Origin of the sequence: Mycoplasma imitans ATCC 51306 (assembly GCF_000518305.1) — a bacterium.
GTDB classification, from domain to species: Bacteria; Bacillota_I; Bacilli_A; order Mycoplasmatales; family Mycoplasmoidaceae; genus Mycoplasmoides; species Mycoplasmoides imitans.
Genome location: NZ_KI912416.1, coordinates 91,701 through 116,131, shown reverse-complemented (window position 1 = coordinate 116,131; position 24,431 = coordinate 91,701). Strand labels below are relative to the sequence as shown.

The window sequence follows — 24,431 nt, the reverse complement described above, 5'->3', positions numbered from 1 at the left end:
ATACTAAAAACTTTACATATAAACAAGATACAAAAATGATTAAGGATTTTAAAGATATTAATCCTAATAAAAAACCCACCAAAATTTTTGCTTTTGGTGGGTTAGAAGAAGTAGGAAAAAACATGTATGGTATCGAATACGACGATGAATTAATTATTGTCGATTGCGGTATCAAGTTTTCTTCAGTTGAACTATTAGGAATTGATGGGATTGTTCCCAATTTTGCTTATGCTAAGGCTAACCAACATAAGATTAAAGCGCTTGTAATTACCCATGGTCATGAAGACCACATTGGCGGAATTCCTTATTTACTAAAAGAAGTAAGCGTTCCCGTAATTTACGCGCCACTAATGGCGAGTAAATTAATTGAGAAGAAACTGCATGAACATCACAATCTAAATAAGTATAAGATTGTTGCTTATAATGATCAATCTCAGTTTAGTACTGAACATTTTAAGATTGATTTTTATCGCGTTTGTCACTCGATTCCAGATGCTTTTGGTGTTTGTGTTCAAACACCTAATGGAAATGTTGTTGAAAGTGGTGATTACCGATTTGATTTTAATGCTGGTAATGAAGAGTTAGATATTCACAAAGTGGTAGAGATTAGCAGACGTGGAATTGATGTGTTTATGACTGAAACAACCAACGCTGAAGTACCAGGATTCTCGAGTTCTGAAAAAGAAATCTACGATAATATTCGTAATATTATTAAAAATGCTAATGGACGTGTGATTTTATCGACATTTGCTTCAAACGTTACCAGAATTAGTGAAGTGATTGAGATCGCAATTCAGCACGGCCGTAAGATTTGCTTGTTAGGTAAATCGATGGATAATAACGTATCAATCTCAAGAGATGTTGGTTATATCAATCTCAAAGATAATGATATTGTTGAATCTAGATATGTAGAACAACATCCAGATAATGAGATCATGATCTTTTGTACAGGTTCTCAAGGTGAAGAATTAGCAGCACTAAATATGTTGGCTAGCGGTCGTCATCCTTGGATTCAACTTAAAAAAACTGATTCAATTATTATGTCATCTAACCCGATTCCGGGTAATTATGCTGCGGTTGAACGTTTACTTAACGAGCTATCTAAAGAAGAGGGAATCTCAATTTATGAAAACTCTCCTTCTTTAAAGTTACACGCATCAGGTCACGCAACGATGCAAGAGATTCAATTGATGCTAAGTTTGCTAAGACCTAAATATTTATTCCCAATTCATGGTGAATATAAGATGTTCGCTTCATTAAAAAGAATTGCAAAAAAATGCGGTTTTGATCCAGAGAACGTTGCGCTTCACAAAAATGGTCAAATCGTATATCTAATTGATCACGAACTATACTACACGAATAAAACAATTGATGCTGAACCATTGTTTATTGAAGGAAAATCAGTTTCGCCTAACGTAAAAAGAATTATGAATACCAGACAGGTGTTATCTGAAGAGGGAATTTTTGCAATTACTGTGGTAATTGATAAAGCAACAAAACAGATTAAAACCTTGCCTAAACTAAAATCTAGTGGTTGTTTTTATCTAAAAGAAAGTCATGGTTTAATGACCAAGATTGCCTATGAAATTAAAACTAATGCTAATGAATATTTAGCTAAAAACAAAAATTATTCGCAAAACGAATTAAAGAAAATCATCCACGAAAGTTGCCGTTTCTACATCTGAAGAAACAAACACCGCAACCCGTTGGTAGTTTCACAAATAAGAGAGATTTAAACTTTTATAAAGATCTTCTTCACATTAGTTAAAAGACCATTAGTTTGGTCTTTTATTTTTTTAACTAATTGTTCTGAAATCGGTTGGCTAAATTCGATATAAAGATTAAAAGCGTTACTGTCCTTATAATCCTCACGCAGAGCGATTTCAAACTTGGTTTGCGACCCTTGACCTAAAAGGGTGTTAATTAAGTAATAAACTTTTTTAAGTACCAAGATTTTTTCTTCACGCACTTCGTCTTCAACCATTAACCCAAAACCAGATAATGGTAAATTTTCATCTTTTAAAAAATCCCGATCAATACTTAACAACTCACCAAGCCGTACTACTTGTTGTAAAGTTAGTTGTTTTAGTGGCTCAAAGATATAAACATCATTAGCCAGTGCCATAGAAATGTTCATACCTTGGTTAGGATCGTCAAAACAAGTCCCTAGTAATGCAAAGTCGATCTTTTCACCAATATCAATGATCGTTTGCATCACTACTTCTAAAAAGGTGTCATCAATTACCTTTTTCTTATCCGCATAAGTTGTGTGATCTTTTAAATTGTTTAAAAACAATTCTTTAGCATCTATATGTCAAACTTCAAGATCAAGCTTTTCTCTAAAAAAGTTTATCTTGTTTGCCACCTCATTATGTCGCATCATTCCATTATCAATATAGATGCAAATTAAATTCTTATTGATGGCGATCTTAGTAATCTTAGCTAATACAAAAGAAAACACACCACCATTTAACGGGATGATCGCTTTCTTATTCTTAATCGTGTCCCTTAATAAGGTGATTGTGCTAATTAAAAAATCTTGTAGTTTTCTTGCTTGCATTTGTAAAGGCTAATACTCTATAATTTTAATATGAATAATTTTTATTTATTTCATCATTTATAAATGATAATTTATAATATATTAATATGATTATTGTTATTCTAGGGTAAACAAATGAATAGTAATGTTCGAAAATTGTTAAATAACCAATATAATACTGAAATGGGCTCTGCGACGTTGATGTTTGAATACTCTGCGCGGATTGATGAATACGGCATGGATCATTTTAGCGCCTTGTTGTATGATTGAGCTAAAGAAAAATTAGAACACGCTCAAAAGATTGAAAAATACTTAAGAATCAACGAACAGTGAATAAGAACTAATGAGTTGATTACACCTAAGTTGGTTGACTCAAGCGAACCTCTAGCAATTATAGAAGCAGTATCTGAACACCAAAAAGCTGTGGCGATAGCTTTTGATGAGATTGCTGAAGTAGCTTTAATTAATAAAGACTTTGCGACTTACAATTTTGTGGCTTTCTTTATTGAAAACCAACTATACCAAAAGAAAAAATGTGCTGATCTAATCAACGCATTCAAGATGTCAGAAGATCTATTAATAATTGATGAAAAGATTAATCAGATTAAAAAAGAACATTTAGAAAATATAGCTAAAGCACAAAAATAGGGTTATCAGAGTAAATATAAAAAGCGAAAACATCTAGAACAGGTGTTTTCGCTTTTTTCTTAATTTTGAAATTAACAAAAAGATTATTGTTAGATAAATTAATCTTGGGTTAAACTCGAGATATCAAGCTAACGACTTGATTAGTGATTTAGTAACACTTGCGTGTTTACCAACTTTGTTATATTTTTATTGCCCTTTTATCAAATTAGTGTTGGTAGCTAATCTGATTGGTAAAATTCTAACAAGGTTAAATCAGAATTAAAATACCTAATTTTAGTTTTACAGAAACGTCTTAAGGCCAAAATTTTAACAAAAGGTTTTATCTAGGTGATCTTTTAAGCAAAATAACCTCTTGAAAAAAATTTATTATTTTTTTTTCCTTATTTTTTTTAGTTTTTGTTTTTAATACAAAATCACATTAATCATAAATCTGTTAATCATGTTTTTATTATTCTGAAAATTATTTGTTGGTTATTACGATTGTTGTTTTATAATTAATCTATTTAAATCATAGGTATATATAAAAACGATGTTAAGAAAAAGTGCCTGATTTAAGTTATTATGTGGATTAAGCGCTGTGAGCTTTATGGCAGCTTCATGTCAAAAGGTACAAACTCCAGCTTCAAAGAGTGCAGAAGAGGTATTTAAAAATTTAACTGCAAACGATATTGCCGTTCAATTTAATCAAAACCAAGACAAAACAAAAATCTTACCCAGTAAGATAAATGCAAATAATTTCTTTAATTATTTTGTTTTTAGCTTAAACACTCAAATTGATAAAAAAGAATTTGATAAATTTAATTTTGAGCCTAAAAACTTTGTTCCCAACGATCATGTAGGTACATTAGCATTTAAAGTTGATGTGTCACTAACCAGTAAACTTGATGATGTTAAAAACTTAGATATCACAGTTAGTGGTATGATGACTAACGGCACTGATCAAACAATGAATAATTCAAACGGTTCAGGAACTACAAACCCAGGTAGTCCTAACGATCCAAACAGTACTGAACACGACCCTAATGATTGTCCACCAGAAGATAACAACCCACCTTCATCATCAAGCAGCACAAGGACTTTAAGTTCATCTGGTAACATTGCCAGTGTAAATAATGCTGGAGAATCTGATGGCGGGGCTCCACCACCACCCAACTTTCCTAATGGTTTTCCCGGGTTCCCTTCTGTTGATAAAGCATTTATACAAAAACAAAATAGTTACCCTGATTATGTAAGTCAAAAATATACAGAAGTAAGCAGCGAAACTATTTATAAAGAAATATATGATAGAACTTTCTCTATCAGACCTGGTGTTTTCACAGAAAATAACGGAACGACCACTCCGATTGTAGATCAGGGTACTGGATGAGTATTAGATTATGCTAAAAATCCAGACAATAATAAACAGCTTAAATTGTTTATTGCTACTAATCTACACGTAATTGGTAATTACGGGAACAGCAACACCAAAGAGATGGATGATATGTTGTCTTATTCAGATCCTACAGGGGCTAAACCAAGTAGTTTTGCTATAGGTAAGTCTAGTAAGACTCCACCATTTACTGCTCAAGCAAACAACCAAACAAACCAACAATTACTTTCAAGTGTTGGTAATATGATATATTACGCAAACAATAATCAAAATTCTGGTGATAGGAGCGGTAGTCAAATTAACAATACTAATGCGTTTAGTAATCCAAAACTTATTTTTGCAGCTGTTGATTATTTAGATGATAAAGCTTTAAATCAATATAAACCACAAATTGATAAAAAGTGGAATGAATGAAAGCAAAATACGTTAAATTCTATCAATAATTCTAATGATCCTAATGGCTTTAGATATGATGAAGAAACTAAGCAAAGGTTAATTAAATTAACTCAATACGATGGTAAGATTTCATTCTATACTGATTTTGGTATTCTTGAATTAGACGTTGATTTGTCTAAGGCAGACAACATACTTACTAGTTGAATTAATAAATCAACTCAAGCTGTTGATTCTTATGTAACTAGAATTAAAAGCACACCAAATTTACCTAATTACAATCCCGCTAAAGGTAATTTCTTCCCTACTTTAGATTACATGTCTAAACATTTAGGATTAGCTAGTTGTAAACCTTCATCTCAATATGGTGTAGATAATGCAAAATACGTCTATATTGCTGGTTATCCAAAAAACAGTGATAGTGCAGGATTCACTTTCTGGATGAAGAATAATCCTTCTGAACGATATAATGATCAGATAGAATCTGATAATTCTAGCAACTTTAGAGTTCCTGCTTCATCTAGATTAGCTAACAAAGATCTCTTTAATGTTCCATCATATTCTAACTTTACTGCATCAGCAACTTCTAGAACTTGATCCGATTTTAATAATATTCAAATCTATACAAAGCTTTGAAACCGTCCATTTATTGATCGATATGGATTTAACTACTTTTCTAAATTCTCTTCTTTATACTTCGGCGCTTCTGGTTCGGTAGTTTACAACGAATTTGGTCAAATTATTGGTATTTATGATAGTGTATCATCAAGGGCAAACTTTGGTGACATTTCACATATTGGTGGATTTGCATCTTTAGTACAGGCAGCAAATATTCCAAATCCTGGCGATCCAAAAGTCATTAACTACGCTTATAACCTGATTGATAAAACCGGTTTCCCTCACCAAACTAGATCATATAGAAGTAACTTAGAACTGTTCTATCCTAACGGATTTACTTGACCATCATCTAGTGGAAGCGGAACAACTACAAGTAATAAAATTACAGCTATATTCCCTCAAGGATACTAATAATATTTTTCAAATATTGAATTATTTCATAGAACAAATATTAAACATCTTTTTTGCTAAAGAAGATGTTTTTTTTTATTTATTTTTAATCTTGATTCGTTATTTATAAATTAAAAAACGTCTTAAAAAAAACCCTAAAAATTCAAATTTTAAAAATATTTTTTATCAGGTGTGCAAAATTTGGTTAACAATAATAAAACTGCGTAATTTTGGTATCTAATGTTTTGAAAATATAGCGAATTATAATAATTTATATCGATATAAACAACATAAAAAAATAAGAAATATGAGTATATTAAAAACTCGTTTCGATGTGGCTATTATTGGTGCTGGTATCATTGGTGGCTCGATAGCTTATGAGCTATCTCAATACAACTTAGAAGTTGTTGTTTTAGAAAAAAACCCTAAGGTTGCAGATGAAACATCATTAGGTAATTCTGGATTAATTCATGGTGGATTTGACCCTGAACCACACAAGATTGAAGCTAAATTAAATCTTCGAGGTAATTTAAAGTGAAGAGAATGATTTAAACACTTAGAATTCCCAAGAGTTGCAATTGATTCATTAGTTCTTGCTTTCAACGATGAAGAAATGGAACATGTTCACATGTTGTACGAAAGAGGATTAACTAATAAATTAAATAAAAAAGACTTGAAAGTTTTATCAGCTGCAGAAGTTCTTAAAAGAGAACCCAACGTTAACCCAGCTGTTAAAGGCGCTTTATTATGTACCTCTTCAATAGCAATCCATCCAGTTGAAGCTACCAAAGCTTTGCTAGGCGCTGCTAAACAAAACGACACTAGATTAAGAGTTAACTCTGAAGTAACTAATATCAAATACGAAGACGGTAGATTTGCTTTAACAATTAACAACAAATACAAAATTTATGCTAGAAAAGTAATTAATGCAGCTGGTCACTATGCTGATAAAATAGCTAACAAATTTGGTTTTGATGATTTTAAACAAACTACTCGCCGTGGTGAGTACCGCATTTTAGACAACTACGACAAGAACTTAATTCATTCAGTATTATTTAAGGTGCCTACAATTCACGGTAAGGGTGTAATTATTGCTCCAACTTTAGACGAGCACTACCTAGTTGGACCAACCGCTCAAGAAGGTGTACCAACAGAAGATGTTGCACTAGTAACGAAGGAAAAATGAGATCTAATTGGTAAGATTGGTAAAGATATTATTCCTTCATTAAAAATTGAAAGAACAATTAAAACTTTAGCAGGATCAAGACCAATTGATGTTGCTACAAACGATTTTGTTATAAGAAAGAGTAAAAATAACCCTAACTTCATTTTAGCTGCTGGTATGCAATCGCCTGCTTTATCATCAGCTCCTGCTATTGCTTCTGAAGTTGCTGAACTACTTAACCTGAAATTAACACCAAGAGAAAACTTTAAACCTGATTACAAAATTGATATTTTTTAATAATACTAATACTTAATTAATTTTTGCGAAATAAGACATGGAAAAGAAAAAATGCATTATTACATTAGATGAAGGAACAACATCTTGTCGTTCAATCGTTTTTGATAAACAAGCTAAGATCGTAAGTGTGCTCAAAACGAATTTACTCAATACTTTCCACAAAGCGGTTGAGTTGAACATGATCCATTAGAAATTTGAAATACCCAACTTTCTACAATGCAATCAGTTAAAAACAAAGCTGAAATTAAATCTGATAATGTAGAAGCTGTTGGTATTACTAACCAACGTGAAACAGTTGTTTTATGGAACAAAGAAACTGGTCTACCAGTTTATAACGCAATTGTATGGCAAGACCGCAGAACTAGTGATTACTGCGAAACATTAACCAAACATGTAGATAAAGTTAGAGAAAAAACTGGTTTAATTATTAATCCTTATTTCTCAGGTACTAAGATTCATAGAATCTTAAAAAATGTTCCTTTAGCTCAAAAAACACTTAAAGCTAGCAAGCTATTAGCTGGAACAATCGACTCATGGTTAATTTGAAAATTAACTGGTGGTAAAATGCATGCTACAGATCTAACAAACGCATCAAGAACTTTATTGTTTAACATTCACACATTGGATTGAGATCAAGAACTACTAGATCTATTCGAAGTTCCTCGTTCAATCTTACCTGAGGTTAAATCTTCTTCTGAAATTTATTGTTATGTTGAACCAAGTTTATGATCTCAAAGAGCTAAAGCTAAAGTTCCTATTACTGGTGTAGCAGGTGACCAACAAGCTGCTTTATTTGGGCAATTGTGTCTAAAACCTGGTATGGTTAAAAACACTTATGGAACAGGTTGTTTCACATTAATGAACATTGGTGAAAAACCGATTTTATCTAAGAATAAACTATTAACAACCGTTGCTTGACAACTAGGTAAGAAAAAACCAATTTATGCATTAGAAGTTCAGTGTTCATCGCGGGTGCTGCTATTCAATGAGTACGTGATGGATTAAGATTGCTTTATGATGCAGCAGAATCTGATTTTTATGCTAATTTAGCAACTAAACAAGATACTCACCAAATTTATTTGGTGCCTTCTTTTACTGGATTAGGTGCACCTTACTGAGACTCTTATTCTCGTGGAGCTATTTTTGGACTTGAAAGAGGAACCAAAAAAGAACATATTATTAAAGCAACTTTAGAATCAATTGCTTTCCAAACTAATGATCTAATTAAAGCAATGTCTTCAGATGTTGGTAAGAAAATTGAGGTTGTTAAAGTTGACGGTGGTGCAACAAAATCTGAATACTTAATGCAATTCCAATCATCAATCTCAGGTGTTAGCGTTGTAAGACCTAAAAATATTGAATCAACTGCATTGGGTGCAACATTCTTAGCTGGTTTAGCTGTTGGTTATTGAAAAGATCTAAAAGATCTTGAAACTATGTCAAAAGTTGACCGCGAATTTACTCCTAAACTAGAAAAAGCCAAAGTTGAAAAACTAGTTCATGGTTGAAACGTTGCTGTAAAAAGAACATTTAATTGAATGAAAGAAGTGGATGAAAAATAATGAGTACAACCGCTAATATTCTTTTGGGTGAATTAATTGGTACAATGGTTTTAATCATTCTTGGTAACGGAGTTGTTGCTAGCGTGAAATTTAAAAACATGTACGCTAAATTAACAAACCCTAACTGAGTTTTAATTGCTTTAGCTTGAGGTTTTGCCGTATTCTGTGCTGTGGCAATCAGCATCCAAGTTCTAAAAGGGCATGCGCACTTAAACCCTGCAGTTACAGTTTATTTTATGATTAACCAAAAAGGCGCTAACATCGGTTTATTATTTGGAATGATCGGCATGCAAATGTTGGGAGCAATGTTGGGTCAAACAATCCTTAATGTAATTAACTGAAAACATATTATTGAAAACGATGCTGAATTATTAAAAGGTGCTTCATGTACAGGCCCTTCTCACCGTAAGGCTTGATTTCAAAATATCTCTTATGAAGTGCTAGGAACAGCTCTTTTATTAGGTGGAGTAATGGCTGGTGATTATCACAAACTAACAGTTGTGTTCTTTGTTATGGCAATCGGTATAAGTTTAGGTTCAGTTACTGGATATGCAATTAACCCAGTTCGTGATTTTGGTCCTAGACTTGTTTACTTCATGACTGCTAAAATGTTTGGTAAGAAATTAAAAAACGTAATCTCTGCTGATTTCAAATACAGTTTAATTCCATTATTTGCTCCAATCGGTGCAGCTCTAATCATGGGTGGACTGTCATTGTTAATTAACAAATAATTGTAATCAAAATTACATACGCAAGCAAAAAAAAATAATATTAGGTTGATGCCTAATATTATTTTTTGTTGTTAATTGTTGGTTTCTGGTTTAGTTGCGGGTTCAGAACTTGGATCTTGTTGTTCTGGTGCTGGATCAGCTTTGCTTGTATCTGGTTTAAAATTAATATCTAAAATGATTGGTGCGTGATCCGATACATCTTTAATTAATTGAAAATCAGTAGGATTGGGATATCTAGTTCCATTAGGAGAAGCTAATCAAGCTGCTAAGCTTTTGTTTCTGTCTCAAATCTTATTTTTAAATGCATTTATGATATCAATCTTATAAGGGATATCACTTTCTTTTAAAATGTTGTGTTGATTAGCATCATAAACAAATCATTTATCATAAGAGTTAGCATAACCATTTTTTTCACTCAATGTTGTACGATAATAAGTTTTATTATCGTTAAAATCAATATAGTTTAATGAATATTCATTAGAAGTGAAAACACTATTGTTAGCTTCTTTGATGTTTGTATCTGCTGCACCGATGATATCAACATCTGGGTATTGTTGTTTTAGATCCTTAAATACAGTTGCGATTGCTTTAGATTCTTTAATTTCTTGAGAACCTTGTTGGCTGTAACCATCTGCTTGAGTTTCACCATTATTGGTATTTGCACCCGGTGCATCGAAGTGTCCAAAAAAGGTTATGAAACTATATCCATAATATAGTGTTCTAAACTTGGTGTATCATAGGGGTCTTGTATAAATATTATCAGGATTTATTGCGCTATATGATACTGGTTCAACAACTTTGTTCTTGTATAAAATTAAAACTGATTCTCTAGATCTTGGGTAATTTTCATTAAAGTTAGTTCCACTGAAAGTATAACTTCAAGAAGAACCTAAGGCGTTTTGCAATCTATTTACGATTGTTGTGTCATCGTAATTGATTTCACTTAAACCTACGATATCAGCATTAGATATTTGAATCGTTCTAACAATGTTCATAAACTTGTTACTTGTTGTTTGATAACGCTGACCAAAGTTTAGAACGTTTCAACTCATTAGTCTTAAATCGCCAACTTTTTTGTATTCACCACTCTGTGGTGGATTATCAAGATTGGGATTTGCCGGTTGGGAAGAACCATCAAATCTACCAGTAGATCCTTCTGCTTTTTTTGAAGGTAAAAATTTATCAATTAAGAAATAAGCGCTAAAGCCAAGTGCAGCAACTAAAAGCAATAGAATCCATAAAATTCATCTTTTTTTAGTAAATTCCTTCCGTTTATTACTTTTGTTGTAATTATTATCTCGATAACTGTTTCTGTTTCTGTTTCTCATAAAAAATTACATCTGTTCGACAGCTTCAATGCCAAATAATTTAAGTAGATAGTTAATTAAGTTTTTAATTGATTTAGCTAATAACAATCTAGTGTTTTTGATATCTTCTTTTTGGTTTAAAATTTCATGAGAGTTATATCAGCTGTGAAAACTTTTGGTCAAAGTATAAACAAAATTCAACAATTTATTAACTTCATAAGTTGAAGCAACATTATGTACATAATGTTCAAAACTAGCTAAATGATTAATCATTGTTCTTTCAACATCAGATTTTAATAATGATAAATCAACTTTAGTTAGATCGATCTGTTCAGATTTTGATAACAGTTTATGAATTCTTGCGTGGGCATATTGAACATAATAAACTGGATTAGAGCTATCTTTTTTATTGGTCAAATCTACATCGATGTTGATCCCGCTAGTTCAAGATTGGTTAAGCATAAACCATCTAGAAGAATCTTTAGATAAAAACTCTAACATGTCTGGAATACTGATTGCATTCCCTAGACGTTTAGAAAATTTAATCTCTTTGTTTTCTTTTAGCAGTTTAACCATTTCAATTAGCACAACTATGAAATGACCTTTTTTAATACCAGTTAGTTCTGCTGCATAAGTTGTTCTTAAAACGTGACCAAAGTGATCAGCTCCTCAAACATTAATTAAACGATCAAATCCTCGTTTATGTTTTAGGTAGTGATTAGCTATATCAGTTCCAAAATAGGTAGGTTGTTTGTTTTCTTTAAAAATAACACGGTCTTTATCATCACCACCATCGGTGGTTTTTAATCAAACAGCACCATCTTTTTCATAAATATGATCTTTTAGTTGGTTTTTTAATAAAGTTTGTAAAGTGTTTGAATTATAAACGACTTTTTCGCTAGTTCAAACATTCATTTCAACACCGATTAAAGCTAGATCTTGTCTAATAAAATGCAACATTTTATTAGTACAATATTCGATTAGTTCATTAGCAATTTTTTCATCAGCAATCTTGTTATCTTCAATCTTAATATCTTGGTATTTATTACCAAAATCTTTAACCATATCTTCGGCTACAAAAATTGGTTCTTTACCATGATATGAATCCTGAGGTAATTCGTATTTAGTAATACCTAATTTTTGTAGATATCTAATTGTTGATGATAAAGCAAATAAAGATACTTGAGTACCCAAATCGTTAATCCAATATTCTTTGGTTACTTTATGACCTACTGCTTTTAAAATATTACCTAAAACATCACCAGTGTAAGCGTTTCTTACATGACCCAAGTGTAAAAAACCTGTTGGGTTAGCTGAAACAAATTCAATGTTAATTGATTCTTGTTTTTCTTTAGGTAATTTCTCAACTGAATAATTAGTTTCGTGCAACCTTTTAAGAATTGCTAATTTATCATTATTACTTAAAAAAAAGTTAATAAATCCCGGTTTTGAAAAAGTAATTTTTTCAAATTCGTTGTGCTTAAGTTTAGCAATAATTTGATTAGCAATTTCTTCAGGATTCTTATTCTCAACTTTTGATAACACCATCGCAATATTGGTGCTAAAATCACCAAACTGAATATTCTTAGATTGTTGGATTAAATAATCAACGTTAGTCGGCAATTTTAATTGTGCTAATGCTTGGTCTATTTCTGCTTTAATTTTTTTAAAAACCATATTTGTTTATTGTTTCTATTATATTTTATTTAGCTTTCTAAAAATGACGAAAGAACTACCAGCTCCCGCTAGTAAAACAATATTGTTTTTATTTTTTAGTTGATTAAATGTTGGTAACAATTCGGGAAATAAACTAAAAAACGGTTCTTCTAAATCGTTAAGATTCTCGCGTTTGATTTGGGAATAATCTAATAATTCAAAAATCTTTTTTGTGCTAGGTTTTTGTTTGTTAAAAATAATCTTATCTATCTGATAACCTTCCAATGATGATTGTTGAACTACATCACCAAAGTTGCTAATAATCGCGCAATCATACGATGATAAGAAAAACGGAATATCACTACCTAATTCTGTAGCAATATCATAAAGACTTATTTGGCTAATAATTCCAAACTCTTGATAAATTCAATTAATTAAAACACCCGCATTACTTGGAGCCGAACCTAAGCCTGAAAGCGTGGGAATCTTTTTAATAACTTTGGCTTTGAAATCAAAAGTTTGGTTTAACTTATTTTCTAAATACCTCTTTGTCCTAATTAAAATATCATCACTAAAACTAAGGTGGTTATTATTTATATCTAAATAATCAACCCGAGTGTGATCAGAACGTTCTAAATAAAGATCGTCATATAAATCTTTAACAAGAATAAGTTTAGATTCGAGTTTATGCTTCTTAACTTCTTGAGAATATTCCTTAATTTTTAAGTAAAAATTAACTTTGGCATAGCTTCGATAATGATTCATATAAGCTAAATAGATGCTGAGGTGATAGCTCTTGAGCTCTGGTTGTTTCTTTAAAATTTAGTGTGTTTAAGCTTTGTAACACTAATTTTGGGTCATAATTATTTTTAAGATTGTTTAAAATTGTTTTTCTTCTTTGTAAGAAAATCAATTTTAAAAACTTTTCGTATCCCTCATTAAAAGCTATATCTTTTTTTTCTAAAAGTAATAAAGTTGATTTTACTTTTGGTTGGGGAATAAAAGCGGTTTCATTAATCTCAATAATTTTGCTAACATTTAAAGAATATTGGCAAAGAGCACTAAAAGCCGAATAGTCTTTAGAATTAATCTTGGCTAACAACCTTAACCCCATCTCTTTTTGCACCATGATTATAGCTCGCCTATAATTTGACAAAATGAACTTCTTGATCAACTTAGATGAGATATTATAAGGTAAATTACCCACCATGGTAGGATTATCGCCTAAATGATCAAAGATGGATTCTCAATCGATCTCTAGTGCATCGTTGTGCAAAACGCGTTGAGATAAGATTCCATCATTAAGATAATGAAATAGTTTTTTATCTAACTCAATGGCGCGATAATTATCAAGATATTTTTTAACTAATTGTTCACTAATCGCACCCATTCCAGGACCAATCTCTAAGACCTTTGAAGGGTTAATATCAACTACTGATTGAACAATTTTATTGATAATATTTTGATCTATTAAAAAATTTTGCCCTCTTTGTTTAGAAGGCGAAAATTCATTATTTTTAAAAAACTTATTAATCTTATTAATCATTAATCAAGTTCACGGTTAAGAATCTGATCTAGTTTAGAGATTGTTCTTGTTCTTTGTCTCCGCTTAACAATGAACACGTGAGTTATATAAGATTGCAAGATTGTAAATATTGAGTTTAAGAACCAATATAGACCCACAGCCGAAGGAGTAATCACTGGGAATAAAGCGAAGATTACGATCAGAATTCATTGAATTCTTCTAGTTTTCTTTAGTTGCTCTAAACCTTTTTGTGATGTGGTTTTCGCATTACGGTTACGTTTTGTAGCTCAGTATTGTGGCAATCATTGTGAAATAATTTGCATTGGTACTACTAATAATACGAAGAAGATGTATACCCAATTACGTGAGATGTCTGATAGAATTTCAGTTCCTGGAGTAACTGATAAGTCCCAAATACTAAATAAAACTGTTGCTTTAATTGGTCGTGTTAAAGACACCATCTTAAACACGATCAAGAAGATCGGAATCGTTACGAACGCTTGAACGAATAATGCAGCTGGTTTAATCTTGTGTTTCTTGTAAAGATGCATCATTTCGATCTGTTTCATCTTCTTAGATTGCGTATCGTTAGCATTCTTATATTTAGCATTAATTTCGGCAATCTTACCTTGAACTTCACCCATCCTTTCGGTGTTAAGAGTAGAATTTAATGTGATCCCAATCGTAATTAATCTAATAATAAATAATAAGATTAAGATCGCTAAAATTGTGTTTAAACCATAGTCAACACCTTGGTTTAAAGGAACTCTGGTGTAATAAAGAATTGGTAAGATGATCTGGCTAGCAGGTCATACAAATCAAGCTAAAAATGGTCCGTAAGATAATTGATAATCAGCAAAACTAAAGTAAGGACCTGAGTTGCTCGTTATTAGATCGTAACGATAATCACCTGTAACACCATAGTTATAACCAATTTCTAAACCAACACCAATTCTTGGGTTAGATACAGTTCATGGTTCAGAGTAACTTTGGGTACAACCCCATAGCCCGATTATAGTTAGAAATAAAAACACACAAATCTTAAAAAACTTTCAAAAGTAGGATAAAGCTTTTTTTAGATTTGGATCGATTCTAGATCTTTCTTTTAGTGTAGCTGCGCTCCAGAACGGGTTAAACGACTGGGTCGAAATCTCAGAATGTATTTTATTCATTAAATTAAATTTCTTTTAAACTTTTGTATTACCTTTTTGTAGGAATCAAAAAGTTCTTTCTTATTCGCTAAATAACTATTGGTTAAATAGTTGGCATTATTAATCTTAATTAATACGTTTAAACTTTTACTTCAATCGGTAAAATCGTTAAAGAAACTACGCACTTGACGTTTGATCTTATTACGAATTACTGCTTTAGCAAAAAGTTTTTTAGGCACAGAGATTCCAATTTTAATTTTGTTATCTCTGTTTTTTTGAGCATAAATTACGTAATTACTTGAATAATATTTGTTTTTAGTTTTAACTATCTCTAGAAAATTAGTTATCTTTTTTAAACTATTTTCTCTTTTCATTTACTAAAAACTATCTAGCTTCGTCTGAAACTGTTAAAACGTGTCTGCCTTTTCTTTTTCTAGCTGCTAATACAGCTCTTCCTGAAGCAGTTGCCATTCTTGCTCTAAAACCGTGGGTCTTAGCTCGTTTTCTTTTATTAGGTTGGTATGTTCTTTTCATAGCTATTTAAAAATATACATTAACAAAAACGCCAAGCCTAGCTTGACATTTTTTAATTATCTTATCTATTATATAACGAAAAATAAATTTTATTAACTCATCTCTTCATTGAAAGAAGAATGATAGAATGATTCGTAAAGACCTTTTTTTGCCATTAGTTGTTCATGATTACCACGCTCAACGATCTCACCTTCTTGGATAACTAAAATCTTATTAGAGTTTTTAATTGTTGATAATCTGTGAGCAATTGCAAACGTTGTTCGGTTTTGCATCAACTTATCCATTGATTCTTTAATCACTCTTTCAGTTCTACTATCAATATTAGATGTAGCTTCATCAAGCACCATGATTGATGGGTTCATTAAACTTACCCGAGCAATTGCTAACAATTGTTTTTGTCCTTGAGAAAGACCTTCACCGTTATTGGTGATGTAAGTATCATACTCGTTAGGTAAGGTCATGATGAAATCATGAGCATTAGCTAATTTTGCCGCTTCAATAATATCTTCTAATTTGGCTTGGGTGTTACCATAAGCGATATTATCGCGAATCGAACCTGAGAATAGTTCTGTTGATTGTAAAACGATTCCCACAGTCTTACGAATCGAATTTACATCAACTGATGAGATTGGAATATCATCAAAGTAAATTTCGCCATCGGTTACGTTGTAAAAACGGTTAATCAAATTTGCTATCGTTGTTTTACCTGAACCAGTTTTACCAATTAAGGCGATCTTTTCACCAGGTTCTACACTAATATTAATATCTTTTAAAACTTGCTTTTTGCCATCGTAAGAGAAATTAACGTGTTTGAACTCAACCTTACCTTGGAATGGTTTGATTTCACCATTGATTACCCAACCCATTTGCTTAGTTCATTTGTCAGCAACTTTTCAATTACCATTTTCATCTTTTTCAATGTAATCAAGAATAATCTTGCCATTGTTTTCTTCAGGTTGTTGATGCAGCATCGTATAAATTCTTTCAGCGCCTGCTTTAGATTTGGCAAAGAAGTTAACATTTTGTGAAATATTTGCTAACGGACCAACAAAAGCGCGTACTAAAGCAACGAACGAAACAATTACCCCTAAAGTGATTTGTTGTCCTAATAAAGCTTTACCTTGGTAAGCATCAAATAAGAAAACGCTTGTTATCGCTACAATAATATACATTACGTTTGAGTAGTTGTACATCACAGGGAATACAATAGAAGCTAACACATTAGCTTTTCTCATAATTGCAGCTTGTTTATGATTGGCTGATTTGAATTTGGTAATAACAGTATCTGAATAATTAAATAAATTAGATACAGTTTGGTTTTCAATATATTCTTGGATTACACCATTTAAATTAGCAATTTCAACTTGGTTAGCAATAAAGTTAGCTCTAGTTTTTTGACCAAAGAAACCAAATAAGATAATCATCGGGAACAACATTGCAATCGTAATTAATGTTAATACAACACTAATCTGCAACATGAACCCTAAAATTACTGCAATTTGCACCAATGCTTGGAACGATTGGGGAATAATTTGAACAATTAAATTACGCACCGTATCCACGTCGTTGGTGTAATAACTCATAATATCACCATGCTTGGTAGTATCAAAATATTTAATTGGTAATCCTTGCATGTGAACATACATATTATTTCTTAATTTAAATAATGTTGCATGTGTCGCCTTAGCCATAATCTGACCAGCAATGATATTTGATATCACCCCTAAGATAAATATCGAACCGATGATTGCTAAATATTCGATTAACCCTGTAAAGTCAAGGGTTTGACCAGCTGCTTTTTCTTTAAGCAATGGGGTTACATAATCGTCAACTAAACTCTTAATGAAGTTGCTGACCAACACTAAAGTGATTGATGAGATAATCGTAAAGAAAAATGAAATTAATAATCGTCACTTGTTGTGTTTTCAAATAAAACCAATCAGCTCTTTAAAGTATTTTTTCTTTAGACTGTTTATTTCTTTTTTATGACTCATAAATATTACTGCTCTGTTTGTGATTGGTTAATCTCACGGTATAGTTCAGAATTTTGAATTAAATAATCGTGGTTGCCACTAGCAACGATTTGACCATTGTTTAATACGTAAATTAGATCAGCATTCTTAATTGACGAAATTCTTTGTGAGATTAAGATTTTACTTGCTTCTTTAAAGTCATTATTAAAGCTTGATTGGATTAGTGCATCAGTTTTAGTATCCAAAGCTGATGTTGAATCGTCAAAAATTAAAATCTTTGGTTTGCGAATCATTGCTCTAGCAATACAGATTCTTTGACGTTGACCACCAGAAAAGTTAGATCCATTTTGTTCAACTACTGAATCTAGTTTGTTAGCTAATTTGTTAATAAACTCAGCAGCTTGTGCTTGAGCAATTGCTTTTTGCACTTCTTCATCTGAGTAATCGCGACCCATTAAGATGTTGTCCTTTATTGTTCCAGAATAAAGAATACTCTTTTGGGGAACAATTGCGATTGCTTCTCTTAATGCTTTAAGACTATAATCGTTCACACGGACATTGTTTAACAACACCTGTCCTTCATTACATTCATATAACCTTGTAAGCAAATTAACTATACTAGTTTTTCCTGAACCAGTAGGTCCAATAATTCCAATTGTTTGACCTTTTTTAATCTTAATGTTGATGTTAGATAAATTGTTGTGAGGATTGTTATCAACATATTTGAAACTAACATCCTTGTATTCTATTTCATAATCATCAACAGATTGAAGTGCGTTTTTATTATCTTTAATATCAATCTTTTCAGTCAACACTTCAACAATACGATCCTTAGAAGGTTTAGCTGTAATGATCGTTACATAAACAAATGATAATAGTAATAAGTTAATTAAAATTTGGAACGCATAAGCTAATACGGAAGCCAAGCTACCAATATCTAATTTACCTTCAACAATATCTTTAGTACCAATTCAAGCAATTGCAATTGCTAACGCATAGATACAGAATAATAAGATTGGTGTAATCAGTGCAGTTGTTCTTTCAATGTTTGTAAAGTTTTTATAAATAAAACCTGCTACACGATTGAACTTTTGAATCTCATTATCTTGTTGGTGGTAAGATTTTACAACTCTCATTCCAGCAATTGATTCTTTTGCTAAATTGTTTAATTGATCATATTGCTTAAACAGTTTTTTATAGTTCCCGATAACAAAACGGTAGACAAGTAAGATCCCAGCAATAATTACTGGCATAATTGCTACAGATGCTACGCCCAGTTTTCAACTAGTAATAAACATTAATATTAGTGCAAATAAGAAAATTGACACTCCCCTTATCGCCATCCTAAAAGATTGGATGCTTTGCTGAATAAAGTTGACGTCAGTTGTCATTCTGGTTAAAACGCTTGCTTTTTCAAATTTGTCTGTGCTCTTAGCAGAGAAACTTTGGTATCTTTCAAAGATGTTAACACGTAATTGTTTTGCAAACTCTACAGAGGCAATTGTGATTGAACGTCCTCCAAGGTATCCGAATACAAAACCAATAAATGCTACACCTAATAAAATTAAGGAGTATTTGGTTAATGCACCTTTATCTCCCCCAATAATACCGAAGTTGATTAAATCCGAAAAAAAGTATGGCACCAATACGGTTGTTAAACTTTCTATTAATAGAAAAATTGACACAATCGACATGTGAACTTTAAAGGATTTTGTTGTGTTATAAAATAAAATTTTAAGCATACTTTCAAAGTCTAATTAGAAATTACACTTATTAAGATGAATTAATTAAGTAATTAATTATTTTTAGAACTATATAAATTCTAATAATATAAATTTATTTTGTTTTTATTTTGAAAATACTTTGTTTGGATTTTAATTTCTAAAAATGTCAATAAAACTCTTTAGATTCGGATCGTTTTCTAGATCTTCTTGCACTTTGTCGATGCCGTGTCTAACTGTTGTATGATCTTTTTTTAACAGCTTTCCAATTTGACTCAAATTTTGGTTGTAAATCTTTTTTAAGATATACATGCAGATATGTCGGGCTTGTACAATTTCTTTTTTTCTTTTTGAAGACTTTAGTGCTTCTTCACTTATATTAAAGTGGTACTTAATCTTTTCAAATACGTATTTAGGATCTTTAGATAAGATTAAATTTTTTCTGTTTGTTACTTTTTCAATAAAGCTTTTTAAAATCTGTTCTTTGGTTTTGGTCGCCCCATATATTTGATTCATAAAAACAAGGGTAGCTACAGAACCTTCAATTTTGCGAATATCACCTTCATCAAAATCAGAAATTTCCTCAATTACATGATCATCCATGTATTTTTCTAGATTATTCTCTTTGAATTTTTGTTTAAAGATTTTAATGATTTCATTCTTGTTAGGTTGATTGATTCTTACATTGATACCTCTTTGGAATCTTGAAATCATTCTTGCATTTAATTTATCTTGGATTTCTTCAATCTTACAGTCTAAAGTTATAACGATTGTTTTCTTCTGATCAACCAAAGAATTAAAAATAGTAAAAAAAGTCTCGTTAGTTTTGGGACGATTAGAAATGATCTGAACATCATCTATCATTAAAAGATCATAATCCTTATATTTAGACTTAAAGCTTTCAATGTGAGTTGGATCAGGTGCTATGACTGATTTGAGAAATTCAGATCCAAAGTCATCTGAAGATAGTACGCAGATTTTTTCTTCAGGGAATAACTTTTGTCGTTCGTTTGCAATAGCTTGCAATAAGTGACTTTTCCCATAACCAGGTTTACCTTCTATTATTATTGGGTTTCAATTAGAATCTATCGTCTTTTCGGCAATTTGTTTAGCTAAATAAACTGCTTCTCTGTTAAATTCAAAAACTAAATAATTACTAAAGTTGTATTTTTCTTTTATACCTCTTGATAAGGGATTAATTTTATACTTTTCTTGTTTTTTTAAATTGTTTAGTTTTTCTTTTAATGAATCAGCTTCTTTTTTATCTAATAAATTTATTCGTTTATTTTCTTTGTGAACTTTTTTTCATTCTATTGACAAAAAATCATTAAAAACAACGGCATTTTCAACATTTATTATGTGGTTTAATTTATTTTTAAACTCATTAAAAAAGTAAGGACTTTCGAAATATATATAAATGTTATCATTTTCCTCAAAAACAAAATCAATAGAATGCGTGAAAGCATTCAAGAGTTCAGAATTAGCTTCATTAAAATGAATAGAAATTTTTTCTAAAAATGTTTTTAATTTTGTTTTCAAGAATTATTACCTATTTTATTCTTCTTTTATACTCTTATCAAGAATCATCGTTATTAATCTTGATATACTTAAACCTTTGTTTTTAGCACATTCTCTAACTTTTCTAATAACTCTTGAATTAGTGTAAAAGTGCATTCCTTTAGTTAAAGGTTCTTGCCCTATTATTTCAAGACTACTGTCAATGTAAACATCTTTCGTTTCTTGTTCTTGTTTAGTATCTGAAACATCTTTTTTTACCGGTGTTTCTTTAATTATTTCTTTTTTGTTTTCAACTTTTTTATCTTTAATAAGCTGCACTCTTGTTTCTTCAAAAGATTCAGAATAGAAGAATGGATCATTTTCATCAACAACTTGATTGTTCTTGTTTTTTTCGATTTTTATTTCTTTAGAATCTTCATATTCAGGATCGATTGTTTCAACTTCGTCATCCAAATCGGCACTAAGATCTGTAAATCTTCGTTCTTTTTTCTTTGTTTTTTTATTTTCCATTTTGTTTATTCTCTTTTAATAAATTAATGATTTCTTTGGTAATTTCGATATATTCTTGTTGATATTTTGAACGCTGGTTAATCAAAACTATCGGTAATTTTTCATAACCAACTGAAGCTGAAGATTTAGTTGTGAATGAGACTATATTTTTACTTAAAGGAACATCTTTTTTATTTAGTTTTGTTTTTACTATGCTTAAAACATCATTATGTAATCTTGTTCTAGCATTAACTTTAGTCGGTACAACAAGCACTTTCAGATCTTCGTTTCTTTCTCTAAAGGTTTCAATTGTATCGATAACTCTTAATAAACCAAGTATTGAATATTGGTCAGGTTCAAATGGAATAACAATCATGTCTGATATATGCATAGATACAGAAACAATCGTAGACATTGCTGGAGGAGTGTCTAAGAATACAAAATCATATGTTTCTTCTAACTTTTCAATTAGATTCTTTATAACTGATAACTTGTATTCTTTTCTTGCTACATCCATATCAACAAAACTTAGTTCATGGTTAGAAGGAAGAATATCTATAGAAGGAAATACATTTAAAACACAATCATCAATATCTTTTTCGCCTCTAAAAATATCAATAAGTGTATTTTTTAGTCTTTCTGGGTGTTGACCGAAAGTAGCAGACACATTTCCTTGCCCGTCTAAATCCACAATCACAGACCTTGAATTTGGAAAAAATTTAGAAAACACACCACATATGTTGGTGGCTAGTGTCGTCTTCAAAACACCACCTTTATTATTAATAAATGAAATGATCATAATTACGTTATAAATATTATAACAATATAATATTGATATTAAATTAATATTATGATTTTATTAATAAAATTTATGCAATTATTTTCAAATATAAATAATAACAAAAATTGCCAAAAGTTAGAATATTTTAACCGTAATATTAATAATATTATTTAAATATTAAATTAATATGTAAAAATTTCTTTTTTCAAATGAAGAGATAAAAATCTTATCATTAAAACTATCACTATTTTTATCAAAAAACGTATCGTGATTTTGTGATTTTAAGCAGAAAAGTTTTTCTGATTAAAATTAAAGGGCCTTATTCCTTTTTAATAGGGATTCCATACAGTTTAACGACAGGCTAGTTATCGGAATAATACATTTGTGCTTCTAAAAGCGATTAAGCATTGGTCTGTTCAATTAAAAAATATCAAAACAATATTATTAAAAAAAATTTTATTATTCTGCTTGCTAAATAATAATGTAATATCGTTTCAATATTAATTAAATATCGTTTTGTAATTGTAACTAGCCAATTTTCTTATTTACAATATTATTAAAATATTGTTGTGTGTATATAATACATAAGAAATATTAAATAAATATTATTGTGTTTCCATTAGTATTAACATTTTCTGTTAGGTTTCCTAAAGGCTAAATAATTTCATAATATCATTATGATATTATAAATAACATAAATTTTATTGAATAATATCCAACATAATTCAATTAGCTTTTATTAAGCTGTGAAGTAACAATATTATAATGATATTTTTAAATAACATTTTAAAATAAGCTTCTATCTAAATAATATTTTTATGTTACTGTTTGTTTAGGTTATTATATAAAAAACTACAATTCAAATTAGATTAATATTTTTTTAATATTGTCGCGAAGTTAAATTTAAATTAGATTTAATTTTGCGACATTTGTTAAATGCTATAAGTGTGTTTAATATTGTAATAATATTGTTTTCATATTGTGTGTTAAAAAACCGTGTGAATATTATTACTTAATTATTAACGCTTTAATAATATTGCGATAAATGATTTAAATTCAGTTAATATTTTTTAATATTATTGTTATTTTGTTTAAACTCTCGTACTATTGATAGACAGTAGTTAGCATATACCTAATTGGATGCAATGTAAACAATTAATAATATTAAATTAATATTAATATCCTATTATTAGGATTCATTTTTTCATTTATTGTGAAATAAATGATATCAATACATATTTAACGAAAATAAGACTTATCATTTTCATATGATCTTTTTGTTAGGGAATAGATTGTTTAATAAATATTAATATTCTATTAGTGCTGTTACAATATTGTTTTAATATCAATTAAATATCTATAATTAAATTAATAATATTTAAATAATATTGTTACCTAAATAAGCTTTTCAATATTATTAAAGAACTTTCTTTTTATGTTGGATTGTTGAAACTTTTATTAAAAATAATTGTTAGTAATATTTTTAAAATATTAAAATCATATTGCTTTAAATTAAAGGATTCTAACATTAATATTGTTTTGATATTCATCTGTTTCGTTTGTCGACGGTTGGTAAAAAAACAAAAAAATAGCCGATATTAAAATTTAACATTTTTTTAATATTGTTATAATATCATTTGGCTACCAATATTTCGAGTATATAAAGCTTTTTCTGATATATTTGTTAATAAAATTTATGGTTTTCTTTTTTATTGATTTTGCTGAATATTAAAATGAATAAAATTTAAAATCTTTCGGAAAAATTAACAATATTTTTTTAATATAGAAAAATATTATATTGAACAGTATTTTAATAATATTGTTCTTTTTTTTACTCAATCTAATGTATTTTAATTAAATTTTTGATTTGCATTTTTATAGTTTGTTTTGTTTTTAAATTCCTCACATTGTTGTTTTTAACACCTATTAAGCAATTAATTTCAAATCATTTTTAATAAATTTCGGAGTTTTTTTTATAAAACGTTTAACTGTTACTTTACTTTTGCTATAATAACTATATTACATAGTAATATAGTTAAATTTAATAAAAAATCTCTTATATAT

The 24,431-nt window shown here is 29.9% G+C and carries 18 protein-coding genes and 1 pseudogene; 6 read left to right on the top strand and 13 right to left on the bottom strand.

The window, feature by feature from the left end:
• The first annotated feature begins 35 nt into the window (after positions 1-35).
• Positions 36-1,736 carry a ribonuclease J gene (locus P690_RS0103020; RefSeq protein WP_027122289.1) on the top strand — a complete coding sequence of 567 codons (1,701 nt, stop codon included), beginning with the start codon at positions 36-38 and terminating at the stop codon, positions 1,734-1,736.
• Here the strand turns inward: P690_RS0103020 and P690_RS0103015 are convergent.
• Positions 1,733-2,560: a GMP synthase gene (locus P690_RS0103015; RefSeq protein WP_027122288.1), complete on the bottom strand. Its 828-nt coding sequence runs from the start codon at positions 2,558-2,560 to the stop codon at positions 1,733-1,735. The genes P690_RS0103020 and P690_RS0103015 overlap by 4 nt on opposite strands.
• Positions 2,561-2,674: 114 nt before the next feature.
• Between P690_RS0103015 and P690_RS0103010 the strand changes: the two genes are divergently transcribed.
• From P690_RS0103010 to P690_RS0102990, 5 genes and pseudogenes are all read left to right on the top strand, one after another.
• Positions 2,675-3,187 (top strand): ferritin-like domain-containing protein, encoded by a 513-nt coding sequence (locus P690_RS0103010; protein WP_027122287.1) that lies wholly within the window; start codon positions 2,675-2,677, stop codon positions 3,185-3,187.
• 529 nt (positions 3,188-3,716) lie between these two features.
• Positions 3,717-5,978: an MIP family Ig-specific serine endopeptidase gene (locus P690_RS0103005; RefSeq protein ID WP_027122286.1), complete on the top strand. Its 2,262-nt coding sequence runs from the start codon at positions 3,717-3,719 to the stop codon at positions 5,976-5,978.
• A gap of 250 nt (positions 5,979-6,228) precedes the next feature.
• Positions 6,229-7,419, top strand: a complete 1,191-nt coding sequence (gene glpO, locus P690_RS0103000; RefSeq protein WP_027122285.1) for a type 2 glycerol-3-phosphate oxidase — start codon at positions 6,229-6,231, stop codon at positions 7,417-7,419.
• A 37-nt stretch (positions 7,420-7,456) separates the two neighbouring features.
• Positions 7,457-8,981, top strand: a pseudogene (gene glpK, locus P690_RS04110) (glycerol kinase GlpK).
• The gene (locus P690_RS0102990; protein WP_027122284.1) at positions 8,981-9,712 is read left to right on the top strand and encodes an MIP/aquaporin family protein; all 732 of its coding nucleotides are present in this window, start codon (positions 8,981-8,983) and stop codon (positions 9,710-9,712) included. The pseudogene glpK and the gene P690_RS0102990 overlap by 1 nt, the downstream one beginning before the upstream one ends.
• A gap of 71 nt (positions 9,713-9,783) precedes the next feature.
• Here the strand turns inward: P690_RS0102990 and P690_RS04105 are convergent, their stop codons facing one another.
• The 12 genes from P690_RS04105 to P690_RS0102930 form a co-directional block, all read right to left on the bottom strand.
• Positions 9,784-11,040: an MnuA family membrane nuclease gene (locus P690_RS04105; RefSeq protein ID WP_245576692.1), complete on the bottom strand. Its 1,257-nt coding sequence runs from the start codon at positions 11,038-11,040 to the stop codon at positions 9,784-9,786.
• Positions 11,041-11,046: 6 nt separating this feature from the next.
• Positions 11,047-12,696, bottom strand: a complete 1,650-nt coding sequence (gene argS / locus P690_RS0102980) for an arginine--tRNA ligase (protein WP_027122283.1) — start codon at positions 12,694-12,696, stop codon at positions 11,047-11,049.
• 18 nt (positions 12,697-12,714) lie between these two features.
• A complete protein-coding gene (locus P690_RS0102975) occupies positions 12,715-13,440 on the bottom strand; it encodes a GHMP family kinase ATP-binding protein (RefSeq protein ID WP_051420968.1) in 726 nt (241 codons plus the stop codon).
• A complete protein-coding gene (gene rsmA, locus P690_RS0102970; protein WP_027122281.1) occupies positions 13,409-14,221 on the bottom strand; it encodes a 16S rRNA (adenine(1518)-N(6)/adenine(1519)-N(6))-dimethyltransferase RsmA in 813 nt (270 codons plus the stop codon). The genes P690_RS0102975 and rsmA overlap by 32 nt, the downstream gene beginning before the upstream one ends.
• The gene (gene yidC, locus P690_RS0102965) at positions 14,221-15,372 is read right to left on the bottom strand and encodes a membrane protein insertase YidC (protein WP_027122280.1); all 1,152 of its coding nucleotides are present in this window, start codon (positions 15,370-15,372) and stop codon (positions 14,221-14,223) included. Before yidC ends, rsmA begins: the two co-directional genes overlap by 1 nt.
• On the bottom strand, positions 15,372-15,725 hold the full coding sequence (gene rnpA / locus P690_RS0102960) for a ribonuclease P protein component (RefSeq protein WP_027122279.1): 354 nt from the start codon (positions 15,723-15,725) through the stop codon (positions 15,372-15,374). Before rnpA ends, yidC begins: the two co-directional genes overlap by 1 nt.
• Positions 15,726-15,735: 10 nt before the next feature.
• Positions 15,736-15,885, bottom strand: a complete 150-nt coding sequence (rpmH, locus tag P690_RS0102955) for a 50S ribosomal protein L34 (protein WP_027122278.1) — start codon at positions 15,883-15,885, stop codon at positions 15,736-15,738.
• Between the two features lie 92 nt (positions 15,886-15,977).
• Positions 15,978-17,879, bottom strand: coding sequence for an ABC transporter ATP-binding protein (locus P690_RS0102950; RefSeq protein ID WP_027122277.1), 1,902 nt, complete (start codon positions 17,877-17,879; stop codon positions 15,978-15,980).
• 5 nt (positions 17,880-17,884) lie between these two features.
• A complete protein-coding gene (locus P690_RS04565) occupies positions 17,885-19,501 on the bottom strand; it encodes an ABC transporter ATP-binding protein (RefSeq protein ID WP_245576691.1) in 1,617 nt (538 codons plus the stop codon).
• 231 nt (positions 19,502-19,732) lie between these two features.
• Positions 19,733-21,118 (bottom strand): DnaA ATPase domain-containing protein, encoded by a 1,386-nt coding sequence (locus P690_RS0102940; RefSeq protein ID WP_027122275.1) that lies wholly within the window; start codon positions 21,116-21,118, stop codon positions 19,733-19,735.
• Positions 21,119-21,133: 15 nt separating this feature from the next.
• The gene (locus P690_RS0102935; RefSeq protein ID WP_027122274.1) at positions 21,134-21,607 is read right to left on the bottom strand and encodes a hypothetical protein; all 474 of its coding nucleotides are present in this window, start codon (positions 21,605-21,607) and stop codon (positions 21,134-21,136) included.
• A complete protein-coding gene (locus tag P690_RS0102930; RefSeq protein ID WP_027122273.1) occupies positions 21,597-22,385 on the bottom strand; it encodes a ParA family protein in 789 nt (262 codons plus the stop codon). The genes P690_RS0102935 and P690_RS0102930 overlap by 11 nt, the downstream gene beginning before the upstream one ends.
• Positions 22,386-24,431 lie beyond the last annotated feature (2,046 nt).